Source organism: Micromonospora sp. NPDC049049, assembly GCF_040649115.1.
Taxonomy (GTDB): domain Bacteria; phylum Actinomycetota; class Actinomycetes; order Mycobacteriales; family Micromonosporaceae; genus Micromonospora.
Genome location: NZ_JBEZEX010000025.1, coordinates 95,485 through 110,377, shown reverse-complemented (window position 1 = coordinate 110,377; position 14,893 = coordinate 95,485). Strand labels below are relative to the sequence as shown.

Here is a 14,893-nt window from a genome sequence, read left to right as displayed (position 1 = left end):
AGCAGGACCCCACCGTCGTCGACGAGCTGTACCGACAGCTGCGCTCCGTTGATCCCTCCGCCGGGCACGGTCGGCCCCCGCCCCGACGTGGTCGACGGCCGTCGGTCGGGACCTGCAACAGACGAGGGAAGATCTTCTGATGAGTTTTGCTGCTGTTGACGTTATTCGGGTCAAGCGGGACGGCGGTGTGCTGTCGGACGCGCAGATCGACTGGGTGGTCGACGCGTACACCCGGGGGGTTGTCGCCGACGAGCAGATGTCGGCGCTGGCGATGGCGATCCTGCTCAACGGCATGACCGGGCCGGAGATCGCTCGGTGGACCGCCGCGATGATCGCCAGTGGTGAGCGGTTGGACCTGTCGGCGGTACGCCGGCCGACGGTCGACAAGCACTCCACCGGCGGCGTCGGCGACAAGATCACTCTGCCGCTCACCCCGCTGGTGGCGGCGTGCGGCGCGGCCGTGCCGCAGCTGAGCGGCCGGGGTCTCGGGCACACCGGCGGCACGCTGGACAAGTTGGAGTCCATCCCGGGCTGGCGGGCCACGGTGAGCAACGACGAGTTCATCGCCCAGCTGGACGAGGTCGGTGCGGTGATCTGCGCGGCCGGTGCCGGGCTCGCCCCCGCCGACCGCAAGCTGTACGCGTTGCGGGACGTGACCGGCACCGTGGAGGCGATCCCGCTGATCGCCAGCTCGATCATGAGCAAGAAGATCGCCGAGGGCACCGGGGCGCTGGTCCTCGACGTCAAGGTCGGCTCGGGCGCCTTCATGAAGTCCGTCGACCAGGCCCGCGAGTTGGCGCGCACCATGGTCGAGCTGGGCGGCGCGCACGGGGTGCGGACGGTCGCCCTGCTCACCGACATGTCCACCCCGCTCGGCCTGGCGATCGGCAACGCGGTCGAGGTGACCGAGTCGGTCGAGGTGCTGGCCGGTGGGGGACCGGCGGACGTGGTGGAGCTGACCCTCGCACTGGCCCGGGAGATGCTCGACGCCGCCGGTCTGCCGGACGCCGATCCGGCCGCGGCGCTGCGCGACGGCCGGGCCATGGACTCCTGGCGGGCGATGATCCGGGCGCAGGGCGGCGATCCGGACGCGCCGATGCCGGCGGCGGCCGAGGTGGAGGTGGTCCGCGCGGAGCGGGACGGGTACGTCGCGGCCATCGACGCGTACGCCATGGGGGTTGCGGCGTGGCGGCTCGGCGCGGGCCGGGCGCGCAAGGAGGACCCGGTCAGCGTGCCGGCGGGTGTGGTGTTGCACAAGCGGCCGGGTGACGAGGTGCGGGCCGGTGACCCGCTCTACGAGCTGCGTGCCGACGACGCGACGCGGATTCCGGCCGCGCTGACCGAGGCCGCGAACGCGGTGCGGATCGCGTCGACGGCCCCGGCGGCGACGTCGTTGGTCATCGAACGCGTCGGCTGATCGATCCGGCGTCGCCCTGGCGTGGTGCCGGTCACGTGGGAGCGCTATTGTCGCAGGCCAAGGGGGGACAACCGGCCTTGCGCCGGCGCGAGCAGACAGGAAGATCCGCCGTGAGCGTTGCTGCCCCCGACCCCCGTGAGGTGCGCGAGGCGAGCCTGGACGAGCTGTCCCGGCTCGGCCTGCCGTTGCCGCCGGCCCAGTTTCCCCTCGTATGGGAGCCGGGTGATCAGATCGACCTGCGCCCGACCGTGGAGATCGAGGCGCGCATCGCTGTGCTGCACCTGATCCTGGCGCGCTGTTTCGGGATGCCCCCGCAAGCCGCGATGAGCTGGCTGCTCGGCTCGCACCTGGTCGACATGGTCACCCCGCCGGAGTGGCAGTTCGTGATGGGCGGCAAGGGCGACCACCGGTCGTTCGTGCTGCACCACGACGCGCTCTTCGCGCTGGCCTGGGTGCTCGGGCTGAGCAAGCAGCTCGACCCGACGCTGGCCGTCGACGAGCGGCTGGTCGAGCGGCTGCCGCACATCGTCGACGGGGAGACCTTTTCGCACTGGCGCTCCCGGATCCTCACGGCGCCACAGCATCCGGCCGACGCGGCAGCCCTGCTCGATCTGCACTACTGCCTGGACTGGGCCTACCTGGAGACCGAGCGCGGCGGCCGGCGGGCGCCGGGCCTGGTCGACGCGAACGCGATCGGGCAGCGGCGTTGGGCGCTGGAGTGGGCGGTGATCCTGCGCGGGCCGTACCACGACGAGCCGCCCGGCTGGGAAGAGGTCGACCTCTCCACCTGAGGTCAGCGCGGTCGCAGGACGTCGAGCCGGACCGCCACAGTGACCCGGACCGGTTCGGGGAGCGCGGCCAGCCGGGTGGTGAGTGCGGCTGCGTCGGTGTGCCAGGCGCTGGGGCCCATGCCGACCACTGTGGCGACCTCTGGCCGGGTCAGTGCCAACCCGGCCCGGTGCACTGCGGAGCTGACCAGCGTGAAGTGCCCGCCCAGGCTGGCTGCCACCCGGTCGGCCTTGTCCGGGTCCACCCGCAGCAGGTCGAGGGTGTCCACCAACTCGGCGAGGTGGTCGGTGTCGGGCGTGACCACCAGCAACGTGCCGGCCGGGTCGAGCACCCGGTGGAACTCCGGGCCGTTGCGCGGGGCGAACACGTTCAGCAGCACGGCGGTCGAGGCGTCCGCGAGCGGCAGTCGCTGCCAGGTGTCGGCGAGCGCGGCGGCGGCCCGGGGATGCGCGCGGGCCGCGCGGCGCAGCGCCGGCTTGGACACGTCCAGGGCCAGACCCACGGCGTCCGGCAGCGCCGCCAGCACCGCGCCGAGGTACCGGCCGGTGCCGGCGCCGGCGTCCACCACCAGGGGGTACGCCCCGAAGTCGGGCGGTTGTACCTCTGCTGTAGCGGATTCCGGCTGCGGGGCGTCCGTGTCGCCGAGACGGCCGACGGCGTCCATCGCGGCGGCGGCGAGGGCGGCCGAGATGACGTCGTAGTGCCCGGTGGCCTGGAAGTCCGCGCGGGCCGCGACCATCTCGGGGGTGTCGCCGACGTGCGGGGCCCGACCGGTGAGCAGGTTGACGTAGCCCTGGCGGGCGATGTCGAAGCTGTGCCGGCGTGGGCAGCGCAGCGCCTTCGTGTCGGTGGCCTGCTCGAGCGGCTCGCCACAGACCGGGCAGCGCAGCCGGTCGAGGATGCGGGAGTCCACGTCAGACCTCCGCGTCGTGCCGTGGCTGGGGTGCCCGCCCGCCGAGGTGGTCGACCACCCGGTGGGTGAGCGCGCCGAGGGCGTCGACCTCGGCGGGGGTGAGCAGGTCGATCAGGTGCCGGCGGACGGCGGCCACGTGACCGGGTGCGGCGGACTCGATGGCCTGCCGCCCGGCGGGGGTGAGGACGACGACGGAGCCCCGGGCGTCATCGGCGCACTCCTCACGGGTCACCAGGCCGCGCTGCTGCATCCGGGTCAGGTGGTGGGAGAGCCGGCTGCGCGACCACAGCATCCGGTCTGCCAGCTCCCGTAGGCGCAGTCGCCCCTGCGGTGTCTCGGAGAGGTCGGACAGCACGTCGTAGTCGGCCTCGGAGAGGCCGGCGTCCTGGGTCAGCTCCCGGGCCAGCTCCAGGTCGAGCAGTCGACGCATCCGGCGGTAACCGCGCCAGGCGCGGTCCTCCCGTTCGTCCAGCCACCGGGGTGCGTCCATCCGTCGAGTCTAACGCTTTCGTTGACATGTCATCGAAGTGCCTCTAGATTCGATGACATGTCAACTAATTCTCCCGAGCGGCCTGGTGCGCCGACCGCCGCCGCTGGTGACCGGCTGTGGGAGCTGTTCGGTCAACGGGGGCGCGGAGTGCTGGTCACAGTGCGCCGGGACGGGCGGCCCCAGCTGTCCAACCTCGACTACCTGGCCGAGCCGGGGTTGCTCCGCTGCTCCACCACCGGCGACCGGGCGAAGGTCCGCAACCTGCGCCGCGATCCCCGCGCCAGCTTCCACGTCACCACGCCGGACGGCGGCGCGTACGCGGTCGCGGAGGGGGCCGTGACGCTCAGCGAGCCGGCCATGGCCACGACCGACGAGACGGTCGACGAACTGGTCGAGGTCTACCGCCGGATTCGCGGTGACCACCCGGACTGGGCGGACTACCGGGCGGCCATGGTCGCCGACGGGCGGTTGGTGATCCGCCTCGACGTGCACCGGGTGTACGGCTGGCGGCCGTGACGCCCGGCCGGTCCCGTACCCGTCCGCCAAGGCCGCTGACTAGGGTCTGAGCATGGTCGCAACTATCCGGTACGAGGACATCGTCAAGGTCCCGAAGGCGCTGCTGCACGACCACCTCGACGGTGGGCTGAGGCCGGCGACGATCGTCGACCTGGCCGCCGAGGTGGGCCACGAACTGCCCACCACCGACCCGGAGGCGCTCGGACGCTGGTTCGCGGACGCGGCGGACTCCGGCTCCCTGGAGCGCTACCTCGAGACGTTCGCGCACACAGTGGCCGTCATGCAGACCGCGCCCGCGTTGCGTCGGGTGGCCCGCGAGTGCGCCCTGGACCTGGCCGCCGACGGTGTGGTCTACGCCGAGGTGCGGTTCGCCCCGGAGCAGCACCTGGAACGGGACCTCAGCCTGGACGAGGTGGTCGAGGCGGTGCTGGCCGGGTTCGCCGAGGGCACCGCCCAGGCGGTCGAGGCGGGCCTCACCATCCGGGTGGGCACCCTGCTCACCGCGATGCGGCACGCCGCCCGTTCCCAGGAGATCGCCGAGCTGGCGGTGCGGCACCGGGATGCCGGGGTGGTCGGCTTCGACATCGCCGGCGCCGAGGCGGGCTTTCCGCCCACCCGGCACCTGGACGCCTTCGAATACCTGCAACGGGAGAACTTTCACTTCACCATCCACGCCGGCGAGGCGTTCGGTCTGCCGTCGATCTGGCAGGCGATCCAGTGGTGCGGGGCCGACCGGCTCGGCCACGGGGTGCGGATCGTCGACGACATCGCCCCCGACGGCTCACTCGGCCGGCTGGCCGCGTACGTCCGGGACAAGCGGATCCCCCTGGAGCTGTGCCCCTCGTCGAACGTGCAGACCGGCGCGGTGGCCTCGATCGCGGACCACCCGATCGGCCTGCTGCGGGACCTGCGCTTCCGAGCCACCGTCAACACCGACAACCGGTTGATGAGCGGCACCTCGATGTCCCGGGAGATGTCGTTGCTGGTGGAGACGTTCGGCTACGGCTGGAAGGAGTTGCAGTGGTTCACCATCAACGCGATGAAGAGCGCCTTCATCCCGTTCGACGAGCGGCTGCGGATCATCGATGACGTGATCAAGCCGGCGTACGCGAAGTTGCTGGCCTGAGCTCAGCCATGTGGGTGGCCGGCGAGCAGCCCGGCCACCCGGCGCAGCACTTCCCGGGCCCGGGCCGCCTCCGCGCCGAGGCCCATCTGCCGGCGCAGCACGGCGGGCTCGGCCCGTAGCAGCGTCACCCCGCGCCGAATCAGCACCCGGGGCGCTTTGCGCTGCTCGGACAGGTCGCGGGCGAGTCGGCGCAGGAAGGTGGCCCCGCGTGGGCGTCGCAGCGCGTACGCCCCGGCGAGCAGGCCGCGGCGACGGCACTCCTCGACGATCTCGGCGGCGAAGATCCCTTCGGCCACGAAAAGTGGCGATCCGGCGACATCAAATGGCCGGGTGGCCACCCGTCGATCAGCGCCGATCGCATAAACCGGCACATCGGCTCGGCCCTCACGGGCAAGTTGGGCAATGATTTCCACCGCACTGAGGGCGTCCCAGGAGTGCGGCGATTCCCAATCCACCTGGCCGTTTCGTCTCGGCAACGTAGGGTCATCGCCGTCTTTGTAGAAGTCGTCCAAGCACAGCACCGGCAAGCCGGTTTGCTGCGCTATGTACGACTTTCCGGACCCCGATGGACCGGCCAGTAGGACAACACGGTGCGGATGTTCCATTACCTTCAGTTACTCCGGCCAGACAGACTGCTATCAAATCGCATCAACATCTCATCACACCTTCGGTCTGGGACAACCTGGGCTTTCTTCTTGTCGACCGGCGTGATGGAATCTCGGGGGTCCGACCCGCCGGGTCGGTCGCTGGGCGTTGCCCGGGGCAACGCGTTCAAGCTGTAATCGCGAGGGCGGTGACGTGAGCAAACGGCCAAAGACGGCGGGCTCCTTCCTGTCGCGGCTGCGCCGGCCGGCCAGCCGGCTCCGGGACATGCCGATCTGGTCCAAGCTCGGTCTCATCATGATCGTGCCGACCATCGCCACGGTCGTGGTGGGCACCAGTGGTCTCATCGACCACGTGGAGACGCTCAACAATGCCAACCGAGCTGGCGACCTGGCGAATCTGTCGAGCTATTCAGGTGATCTGGTCGACACCCTCCAGGACGAGCGGACCGCCGCCGTACTGCTGCTGGGTGCGGACGGAACGCAGCCGACGGCGCAGTACCAGGAGGCCTACAACCGGGTGAACTCCCGGGTGGACCAGGCAGCGGCCCCCTACCGGCAGCAGCGGGCCGAGGTCGAGGACCTGCCGAGCAGCCTGGAAGGTCTGCTCGACAGCATCGACCAGAACCTTCAGGACCTGTCGGGCGTCCGCAGCCAGGTGTTCAACGGCAAGCTCGCGCTCACCGAGACCGTGCAGGCGTACGAGGGGCTGATCAGTGACCTGCTCGCCATCCGCGACTCGTCCACGCAGCTCGCCGGTGACAACCAGCTGAGCGACCGGATGCGCGCCGCCGCGGCGGTCGCCCGGGAGAAGGAGTTCCTCGCCGTACGCCGGGTCGTTGTGCACCGCGCGCTGGGTGTGAAGGGCGGTCAGCGCCTGACCCCCGCACTGCGTCGGGACTACGTCGCCAGTGACACCGGCCAGCAGCAGGCCCTGCAGAGCTTCAAGGCCGTCGCCACCCCGGACGACGCCAAGTTCCACGACCAGACGGTCGCGGGCGGCGACCGTCGGCAGGCACAGAACTACACCGGCTGGATCGACGGCAACACCACCGGCAACATGCGCGGTGCGCCGTTCGGCCCGGACCAGTGGGAAGCCGCCATGACGGCCAACGCCAAGCTGATCCGCAACGTCGAGGTGAAGCTCGACAGCGAAGTGGTCGACCAGGCCGACGCGCTCCGCTCGGACGTCCAGCGCCAGGTCTTCCTGGAGACCGGCCTGCTGCTCAGCATGCTGCTGCTGGCCATCCTCTTCGCCTACCTGGTGGCCCGCTCGATGGCCCGCTCACTGCGTGAGCTGCGGCAGGGTGCGCTCTCCGTGGCCCAGTACGGCCTGCCACAGGCGGTGGCCCGTCTGCGCGACCCGCAGGTCGTCGGGCAGCTCTCACCGGTGCAGCTGGCCAACCAGATCGCTGAACCGCTGCCGGTGCGCAGCAAGGACGAGTTCGGCCAGGTGACCGAGGCGTTCAACGCCGTCCACCTGGAAGCCGTCCGCACGGCCGCCGAGCAGGCGGCACTGCGTGCCTCCGTCGCGACCATGTTCGTCAACCTGGCCCGTCGTTCCCAGATCCTGGTCGACCGCCTCATCGGGCACCTCGACCGGCTGGAGCGCGGCGAGGAGGACCCGGACCGGCTGGCCGAGCTGTTCCAGCTCGACCACCTGGCCACCCGGATGCGCCGTAACGACGAGAACCTGCTGGTGCTCGCCGGTGCCGACTCCACCCGTGTGCAGCGTGAGCCGGCCGCTCTCATCGACGTGCTACGCGCCGCGCAGTCCGAGGTCGAGCACTACACCCGGATCGAGTTCGGTGTCATCGACCGTGACATCGAGGTCGCCGCGCACGCGGTCAACGACCTGGTGCACCTCGTCGCCGAGCTGTTCGACAACGCCACCGCGTTCTCCCCGCCCGACTCGCAGGTCATGGTCGAGGCTCGCCGGGTCGGCGACCGCTCCTCGCTGTACGTCGAGGACCGCGGCATCGGCATCAGCGCCGACCAGCTGCACGACCTCAACGAGCGGCTCGCGACGCCGCCTCAGGTGGACGTGGCCGTGTCCCGGATGATGGGCCTGGTCGTGGTCGCCCGACTGGCGTCGCGGCACGGTGTCCGGGTCGAGTTGCGCCCCGGCAGCGATCGCGGCACTGTCGCCGAAGTGAGCCTGCCCACCTCGGTGCTGGTGCCCCGGGCGCTCTCCGGTCGGGTGCAGCAGCCTCCGGCGCTGCCGGCGGCCGGTACTCACCAGTTCGGTGGTCCGCAGTCCGGTGCTCCCCAGTTCGGTGGTCCGCAGTCCGGTGGGCCCGCGCCGGTCTTCGGCGCGCTGCCCGCGCTGGGCAACGGTCCTCGCCCGAGCGAGTCCGGCAACCAGGTCACCCTGGGCGGACGCCCGTTCGACCCCGCGACGCGCAACGGTGCCGGCACCCCCGCCAACGGCGGCGCGTACCGGTCGATGCCGGCCTGGTCCGACCTGACCGGCGCGGCCGGGACGAACGGCGTCAACGGCGGCGACGGGTTCACCCCCCGGTCGGCCAACGGCCACGGCATCGACCCGCTGCCGCAGCGCCGGGGCGGGGACGAGACCCCGACCACCGACCAGCAGCCGACCATTCCGCGTCAGCTGCCGAGCAGCCCCGAGGCGCACCCGTACTCGGCGCCGCCGGTCTCCGCGCAGCCCTACTCCGGTGCCCCGGTCTCCGCCTCGCCGGCCTCCGGCCAGCCGTACTCCGGGCAGCCCTACTCGGGTGCTCCGTACGGCGGCGCGCCGGTGTCCGCCGCTCCGGCCTCCGGGCAGCCGTACGCCGGTCCGCCGGTGTCCGCGTCGCCGGTTTCGGCCTCGCCGGCGTCCGGTCAGCCGTACGCGAACCAGCCGTACTCGGCGCCGCCGGCCTCCAGCCAGTCGTTCAGCGGCTTCGCGCCCCGGTCCGCCCCGCCCGCGCAGGCACCCAACGCCCCGGCGCCGCCGGCCTGGCCGCCAGTGCCGGGCAGCGACCGGGACACTGCCACCCCGCCGGTGCCCGAGCGGCTCGCCGCCGCGCTGGACATGACGACGGAGCTGCCGCGGGTGCCACGACCCGGCGAGCAGCCGGCCGCAGCCCAGCCTCCGGCTCCTGCGCCGACCCCGGCAGCGGCGCCGGCTCCGGCGCCGGCTCCGCAGACCCGGCCGACGCCGCAGCAGCCGCAGGCGCAGAACCGTCAGCGGTACGCGGATGAGACGATGGAGCTGCCGATCTTCCGGGAGCTCGAGTCGGCCTGGTTCCGTACCCGTCGCCCGGGCTCCGAGGAGACCGCGGCCGGCGCTCAGCCAGCGACGAACGGCGACTCCGCGACCCAGCAGTTCGCCGTGGTCGAGGCCACCGGTCGGGCAGTCCACAAGACACCACCCGGGACGACAGGTAACACACCGATGGCAGACACTCCGACGGTCGGAGGAGCGCCGCGGGACAACGGCTCCACAGCGAACGAGGGCACCCGCCCCAGCCCCGCCGAGAGCCTGCCGAACCGCCGGCCCCAATCGCAGAGCAACGGCTGGCAGACCGCCGCCGACGACGGCTGGCGTGCTGCCTCCGCGGCGGCCGGCGCGGCGCCGGTGAGCGAGACCACCACGACCGGTCTGCCGAAGCGCAAGCCGATGGCGCAGCTGGTACCTGGCGCGGTGGAGAAGCCCACCACCTCGGTCCAGCGGCGCTCCCCGGAGGCGGTTCGTGGCCTGCTCTCCGCCTACCACCGGGGCGTGCAGCGAGGGCGTAGCACCTCGGACAACCCGACCAGCCCGGAGGCGACTCCGGGAGGGCAATCCTCGCAGTCTGGCTCAGGCCCGGTGGCCGGGAGCGGGCAGAAGGAGCAAGAAGGATGACAACTACGCAGGATCTTGGTTGGCTGCTGGCCAACTTCGCCGACCGGGTGCCGGGCGTCGCGCATGCGGTCGCCGTATCGGCGGACGGCCTACTCCTCGCGTCGTCACGGGATCTGCCGCGCGACCGGGCAGACCAGCTCGCCGCGATCTCGTCGGGTCTGGTCAGCCTGACCCAGGGGGCAGCACGCTGCTTCGAGGGAGGCGCGGTGTTGCAGACCGTCGTGGAGATGGACAATGGCTTCCTGTTCCTGATGTCCATCTCCGACGGCTCGTCCTTCGCCGTGCTGGCAGCCCGCAGCTCCGACGTGGGCCAGGTTGGCTACGAGATGGCGCTGCTGGTCGACCGGGTGGGCGACGCGCTGACCCCGCAGCCGCGTGCGGCTGCGGGCATGCTGGGCTGACGTCTCGCCGATCGTGAGGTCGGCACGACTTCAACAACGACAACGACGGGTTTCACCGGTGGGAGCCGGTAACGGGTGCGAAGGAGGTGAGCGGCGAGATGGCCGATCGTGACGAACCAACCGGAGCGTTGGTCCGTCCATACGCCGTGACCCGTGGTCGCACCCGTCCCCGGCTCGACATCGCGCTGGAGGCGCTCGTCGAGACGACGGTGCGCGGCCGTACCGCTGCCAATGGCAACGGTGGTGGCCGCGAACACCAGTACATCGCCGCGCTGTGTGACGGTCGCGTGCAATCGCTCGCGGAGATCGCGGCGCGGATGCAGCTCCCGCTCGGTGTGGCCCGGGTGCTCATCGCCGACATGGCGACGGACGGCCTGGTCGCGGTCCACGAGCCGACCATTTTGGACGACTCCGACGACGCGGTGGGCACTGAACTGCTGGAGAGGGTGCTGAGTGGACTTCGCAGGCTCTGACATGTCGCACCGCCCGCCGAACCCGAGCGGCCGCGTGACGTCGGCGAAGATCGTTATCGCCGGTGGATTCGGCGTCGGTAAGACGACGCTGGTCGGCTCGGTCTCGGAGATCACGCCGCTGACCACCGAGGCCATCATGACCTCCGCTGGCGTGGGCGTCGACGACACCCGGCAGGTGCCGGGCAAGACGACGACCACGGTGGCCATGGACTTCGGCCGGATCTCGATCGACCGTGACCTGATCCTGTACCTGTTCGGTACGCCGGGTCAGACCCGTTTCTGGTTCATGTGGGACGAACTGGTGCGGGGTGCGATCGGTGCGGTCGTGCTGGTGGACACTCGCCGGCTGGCCGACTGCTTCGCGGCGATCGACTTCTTCGAGCACCGACGCCTGCCGTACCTGGTGGCGATCAACTGCTTCGACGGGATGCAGTACCACGACCCGCAGGACGTCCGGGACGCCTTGGCGATCTCGAGCGACGTGCCGGTGGTGGCCTGCGACGCCCGTAACCGGGAGTCGACGAAGCACGTGCTGATCTCGCTGGTCGAGTACGTGCTGACCATGCGCCGTACGCGCGCCGTCGCCCCGGCCTGATCCGGGACGCTGCACGCCCCGGTGGTGGCTCCGGCCGCCATCGGGCGCTGCCAGCCGCCCGGGTGAGTGCCCCCGCGCTGGCTCGTCGCTCGGACGAGCCAGCGCGCCGCCGAGCCGCCTCCTGACGATCCTGGAAGCCGTCAGCCCTTTTCCGGGGCCCCGGCCACCCACCGTCCTCACGAGGCGGCTTCTGCGTGCCCGGGGGGATCGCCCCGCACAGGCAGAAACGCCCCCAGCCAGCCGGCTGGGGGCGTTTCCGCGTGTGCGAAGGGGTCAGGACTGGTAGCCCGCCGAGCGGTACTCGTACTCCCGGTCGTCGTCGCGGTCCCCGTGGTCGCGACTGAAGTCCCAACCGCCGGCCGCCTCGCGACCGGGTCGACCACCCACTGCGAAACCGCCGATCTCCTGGCCTCGACGCCAGCCCCGGAAGTAGCCGGTGGTGTTCTCCGCGAGGCTTGCCGCATCACGCACTATGCGCAATGGGCGCTCCTCGCGCAGCGGCGAACCCGGCACCAGGTTGGCCTGCGGCACGCGCTTCGGCAGCCCGGCGTTGGTCTCGGCGCCCACCGCCGGGCGGGCCGCCTGCTCCGCGGCCTGCCAGCCGGTGTCGGCGGTGGTCGACCAGTCCAGGTCGGACTCCTCGGCCTGCCCGACGAACCAGGCCGACTTGGCCTGCGCGAAGATCAGAAGATCGCCGTCGCCCTCGTCGGCGACCGGCGGCGGCCGGTGCTCCATGGGCGGTGGCCGGTGCTCGACCGGGGGTGACGGCCGATGCTCGGGGGCGCGCTCGGTGCGGGCGGCCGCCCGACCGTTGCGAGCGGCCTGCTCGCGGTCGACCAGGCGCAACGGGGGCGTCTCCAGGTGCTGGTCCGCGGGAGGGTTGAGCCCCTCGCGCAGCGCACGGTCGGCCAGCGGCGGCGGCTCCACCAGCCGCAGCATCGGCGGCTCCGGCGGCAGGTCGTCCGCCAGCCACGGCGGGGTGACCCGACCGTCGGCCCGACCCGGGTCGGTCGGAGCTTCGACACCGCGGCTGCCGCCGTACGAGTAGGCCACCGGGTTGTTCGGTGAGCTGTCGGACGGGTCCTCCGGGTTGTTGACCAGCGGCCAGTTCGCACGGGAGCCGGGCGGTGCGGCCTCCTGCCCCGGTCGGGGGGTCGGCACCGGAATGCTGAGATCGGTGGCGCTGAACCCGCCGGTGGGTGGCTCGTCGACCGGGCGTTGCAGGTGGCTCGGCCGGGGCTCACCGTTGGTCTTGGGGCGGGGCGGAATGACCGTCCGCTGCCGCTCGGCCCGCGCGTTGTTGATGGCGGCAGTGGTCAGCGTCGGCCGGAACGGCTCACCGGCCTCGGCCGGCGGCACCATGCCCCGCTGCGCCGGCGCGATCGGGGTGATCCCGGGCGGCGGAGGCGGCGGCGCGGAGACGGGCCGGTTGGTCGGGCCGTCGATCCGGCTCGGAAGCGGCTCGCCGCGACTGGGCAGCGTGGACTGCGGCGGACCGGCCATCGCCGCCGGAGTCATCGGCGCGGGTGCGACCGGCGGCGGCGTGACCGGGGCGGGTGCGACCGGCGGCGGCCCGAGCGGGCGGGGCGACGCCAACGGCGCGTTACCGGGGATCGGCTCTGGACGGCTGCGCCGCCCGACAGCGGGTGCCGGGTCGGCGGCGGGCGGAGTGGGTCGGACCGACCGCAACCCGGCGTTGGTGCCGGCCAGGCCGGTCAACCCGGCGTTGGTGCCGGCCAGGCCGGTCAACTCGCCGACGGACTCGCCGCGGCGGGCCGCAGCCCGGCGGCCGGGCGCCTGGACCGGCGTGCTGACCCGCGAGCTGAGCGCGCTGACCAGCGCCTCACACCCGGCGTCGCAGGCTCGTACGGAGGCGACGGCCTGGCGGACCGTCTCGGCCACCGCGGACGTGAGCGCCCGGTTGACCGCGGCCCGTCGGGGTGTCTCGGAGATGGCGACCCGCAGGGCGGTGACCGCCTCGTTGATCTCCTCGGCATCGGCGACCCCGTCTGCGGCGAGGTGCGCGGCGATGGCATCCGCCGCGACCGACACCTCGCGGCCCCGGGCCACGGTGCCGCCGAGCATGCCCGGCTCGGGCAGCGCGTCCAGCACTGCCAGAGAGACCGGCTCGGCCGGGTCCGGGTAGGCGCGCAGGGCCGCCGGGTAGAGCTCACGCAGAACCTCGCGCAGCGCCACGGCGGCGGAGTGCCGGCCACTGGCCAGCGCGGCGTGCGCGGAGAGCACCTGCTTGTATCCGGCAAGGTCCCGGGGCGCCGGCAGGGTGACGGCGGAGAGCGCCCCCGCCTGCAACGCGCGGGCGAGGCCGACCGCCCGCCGTTCGGCGGGAGGCGACTGCATCTCCTCAAGAGAGTCGTCGTCGGCGAAGCGCTCGGCGAAGTCGTCCACCGAGTCGTCGTCAGCGATCGCCAGGGGTCGCCCCGCCGCGCTCAGCAGCGACGTGACCGTGTGGTCGTCGCTGTCGGCGGCGATGGCCGCACCGCTCGGCCCGCCCGACCGCTCCACGAGCAGCGCGACGAGCTGGGCGTAGCCAGCGGCGTCATCGCTGATCTCGCAGACATGCAGCAGACGGCCTGCGTCGTCGACCACAGCGGACGTCAGCGTCGAACCGGCGGAGGCCGGTCGGTCAGCCGGATCCGCCGAGGCCAGACCGCAGTAAACGCGCACGAGCGCCACGGCGTCGTCCTCCTCCCGGGACAGGTCTTTCCTCTGCCAGCAACTGATGCTCCCCGGTACGGGTCAGTCGCGCCAGTCCACCACCGCAGAGATCTTGCCGACAATGGTGCGCCAACCCAAACTTGCGGTCTGCGCCCCGATCTTCTTCAGCCGTCGCCGAGCCATGAACGCGCCGATCCCGCCGTTGGCGGTGCCACGCAGAGCCTCGTCCAGGTCGTCGAGGCTGGAGCCGGCCGAGAGCATGTCGAGTACCGCAGGCAGCCGCAATGCGTACGAGAGGTCACGCGCGGCCTCGCCCGCCTCGATCAGCAGGGTCGAATCCCACGTGTCGTGCCCGCCGCGCAGGTTCTCCACGACCAGGTCGAGCTCGTAGGTGTCCTCGTCCAGCGGAGCGATATCTGCCGGCTCCACCCGTTCGGACAATTCATTCCAGCTGTCCAGTTGGGACAGATCGTTTGGCGCACCGGATCGGATGAAACTGACAAGCGACTCGGGGGTCTTGAACAGCAGCAGCTTGCCCCGGTTGCTGAGGAAGACCGGCACCTCCTCGTCGTCCGCCTCGTCCGCGACTGCCTCGTCCGACTCGTCGTCGGTCTCGGTGTCGGTGGCGGCGCCGCCCCGGCGGCGCGTCGACTCGTCGTCCTCGTCGGCGAACTCCTGGGCCAGCTCCTCGTCGAGGATGACGACGGTCTCGTCGTCCTCGTCCTCCTCCTCGATCGCCTGGCGGCGGGCGAGGAACGGGTCGTCCTGGTCGCGCTCGGTCACGTCGGTCGGAGTCAGCGAGCTGGCCGGTCGGTACGCCCGGAGCGTGAAGCCGGTACCGGCGGGCAGGGCGATCTCCACTGGGTCGATGCGCAGCTCGTCCCAGAGTGAACGGTCGATCGACGCCGACGGGCGGTCGGTCTCGACCTCGTCTGGCTCGGCCGCGCCGGTGGTGTCGTCGAGCTCGGGCTCGTCGGCGTCGGGCCGTTGGGGCGACTGGCGGGCCACGCTGACCTCCGTGTGCTTCGGGTTGCCCACCCACCGG

Annotated in this window: 13 protein-coding genes; 8 read left to right on the top strand and 5 right to left on the bottom strand. The window is 72.0% G+C overall.

Annotated features, from left to right (window positions below; translation table 11 throughout):
• The first annotated feature begins 136 nt into the window (after positions 1-136).
• Both AB0B68_RS23850 and AB0B68_RS23845 read left to right on the top strand, forming a co-directional pair.
• Positions 137-1,417 (top strand): thymidine phosphorylase, encoded by a 1,281-nt coding sequence (locus AB0B68_RS23850; RefSeq protein WP_357206880.1) that lies wholly within the window; start codon positions 137-139, stop codon positions 1,415-1,417.
• Between the two features lie 110 nt (positions 1,418-1,527).
• On the top strand, positions 1,528-2,208 hold the full coding sequence (locus tag AB0B68_RS23845) for a DUF4272 domain-containing protein (RefSeq protein ID WP_355009505.1): 681 nt from the start codon (positions 1,528-1,530) through the stop codon (positions 2,206-2,208).
• A gap of 2 nt (positions 2,209-2,210) precedes the next feature.
• Here the strand turns inward: AB0B68_RS23845 and AB0B68_RS23840 are convergent, their stop codons facing one another.
• Together AB0B68_RS23840 and AB0B68_RS23835 are read right to left on the bottom strand one after the other, a co-directional pair.
• Positions 2,211-3,119, bottom strand: coding sequence for a putative RNA methyltransferase (locus AB0B68_RS23840; RefSeq protein WP_357262735.1), 909 nt, complete (start codon positions 3,117-3,119; stop codon positions 2,211-2,213).
• 1 nt (position 3,120) lies between these two features.
• Positions 3,121-3,609, bottom strand: coding sequence for a MarR family transcriptional regulator (locus AB0B68_RS23835; RefSeq protein ID WP_357262732.1), 489 nt, complete (start codon positions 3,607-3,609; stop codon positions 3,121-3,123).
• 57 nt (positions 3,610-3,666) lie between these two features.
• Between AB0B68_RS23835 and AB0B68_RS23830 the strand changes: the two genes are divergently transcribed.
• Positions 3,667-4,125, top strand: a complete 459-nt coding sequence (locus AB0B68_RS23830) for a PPOX class F420-dependent oxidoreductase (protein ID WP_357206874.1) — start codon at positions 3,667-3,669, stop codon at positions 4,123-4,125.
• A gap of 52 nt (positions 4,126-4,177) precedes the next feature.
• Complete coding sequence (locus AB0B68_RS23825; RefSeq protein WP_238680481.1) at positions 4,178-5,251, top strand: adenosine deaminase; 1,074 nt, start codon at positions 4,178-4,180, stop codon at positions 5,249-5,251.
• A 2-nt stretch (positions 5,252-5,253) separates the two neighbouring features.
• On the opposite strand, the gene AB0B68_RS23820 is transcribed toward AB0B68_RS23825, so the two are convergent.
• Positions 5,254-5,547, bottom strand: coding sequence for a hypothetical protein (locus AB0B68_RS23820; RefSeq protein ID WP_238690831.1), 294 nt, complete (start codon positions 5,545-5,547; stop codon positions 5,254-5,256).
• A 502-nt stretch (positions 5,548-6,049) separates the two neighbouring features.
• Between AB0B68_RS23820 and AB0B68_RS23815 the strand changes: the two genes are divergently transcribed.
• From AB0B68_RS23815 to AB0B68_RS23800, 4 genes are all read left to right on the top strand, one after another.
• The gene (locus tag AB0B68_RS23815) at positions 6,050-9,703 is read left to right on the top strand and encodes a nitrate- and nitrite sensing domain-containing protein (RefSeq protein WP_357262729.1); all 3,654 of its coding nucleotides are present in this window, start codon (positions 6,050-6,052) and stop codon (positions 9,701-9,703) included.
• The gene (locus tag AB0B68_RS23810; RefSeq protein ID WP_030329023.1) at positions 9,700-10,104 is read left to right on the top strand and encodes a roadblock/LC7 domain-containing protein; all 405 of its coding nucleotides are present in this window, start codon (positions 9,700-9,702) and stop codon (positions 10,102-10,104) included. The genes AB0B68_RS23815 and AB0B68_RS23810 overlap by 4 nt, the downstream gene beginning before the upstream one ends.
• A 98-nt stretch (positions 10,105-10,202) precedes the next feature.
• Entirely contained in the window at positions 10,203-10,577 is a 375-nt protein-coding gene (locus AB0B68_RS23805) for a DUF742 domain-containing protein (protein ID WP_124820399.1), read from the top strand.
• Position 10,578: 1 nt separating this feature from the next.
• The gene (locus AB0B68_RS23800) at positions 10,579-11,172 is read left to right on the top strand and encodes an ATP/GTP-binding protein (RefSeq protein ID WP_007455465.1); all 594 of its coding nucleotides are present in this window, start codon (positions 10,579-10,581) and stop codon (positions 11,170-11,172) included.
• 273 nt (positions 11,173-11,445) lie between these two features.
• On the opposite strand, the gene AB0B68_RS23795 is transcribed toward AB0B68_RS23800, so the two are convergent.
• Together AB0B68_RS23795 and AB0B68_RS23790 are read right to left on the bottom strand one after the other, a co-directional pair.
• Complete coding sequence (locus tag AB0B68_RS23795; RefSeq protein WP_357206523.1) at positions 11,446-13,890, bottom strand: transposase; 2,445 nt, start codon at positions 13,888-13,890, stop codon at positions 11,446-11,448.
• Positions 13,891-13,929: 39 nt separating this feature from the next.
• Positions 13,930-14,886, bottom strand: coding sequence for a DNA primase (locus AB0B68_RS23790; protein ID WP_357262726.1), 957 nt, complete (start codon positions 14,884-14,886; stop codon positions 13,930-13,932).
• Between the last annotated feature and the right edge of the window lie 7 nt (positions 14,887-14,893).

Coding starts and splice junctions, on each gene's coding strand:
- AB0B68_RS23800 (WP_007455465.1), top strand. CDS start 10,579: ATGTCGCACCGCCCGCCGAACCCGAGCGGCCGCGTGACGTCGGCGAAG.
- AB0B68_RS23835 (WP_357262732.1), bottom strand. CDS start 3,609: ATGGACGCACCCCGGTGGCTGGACGAACGGGAGGACCGCGCCTGGCGC.
- AB0B68_RS23810 (WP_030329023.1), top strand. CDS start 9,700: ATGACAACTACGCAGGATCTTGGTTGGCTGCTGGCCAACTTCGCCGAC.
- AB0B68_RS23825 (WP_238680481.1), top strand. CDS start 4,178: ATGGTCGCAACTATCCGGTACGAGGACATCGTCAAGGTCCCGAAGGCG.
- AB0B68_RS23805 (WP_124820399.1), top strand. CDS start 10,203: ATGGCCGATCGTGACGAACCAACCGGAGCGTTGGTCCGTCCATACGCC.
- AB0B68_RS23830 (WP_357206874.1), top strand. CDS start 3,667: ATGTCAACTAATTCTCCCGAGCGGCCTGGTGCGCCGACCGCCGCCGCT.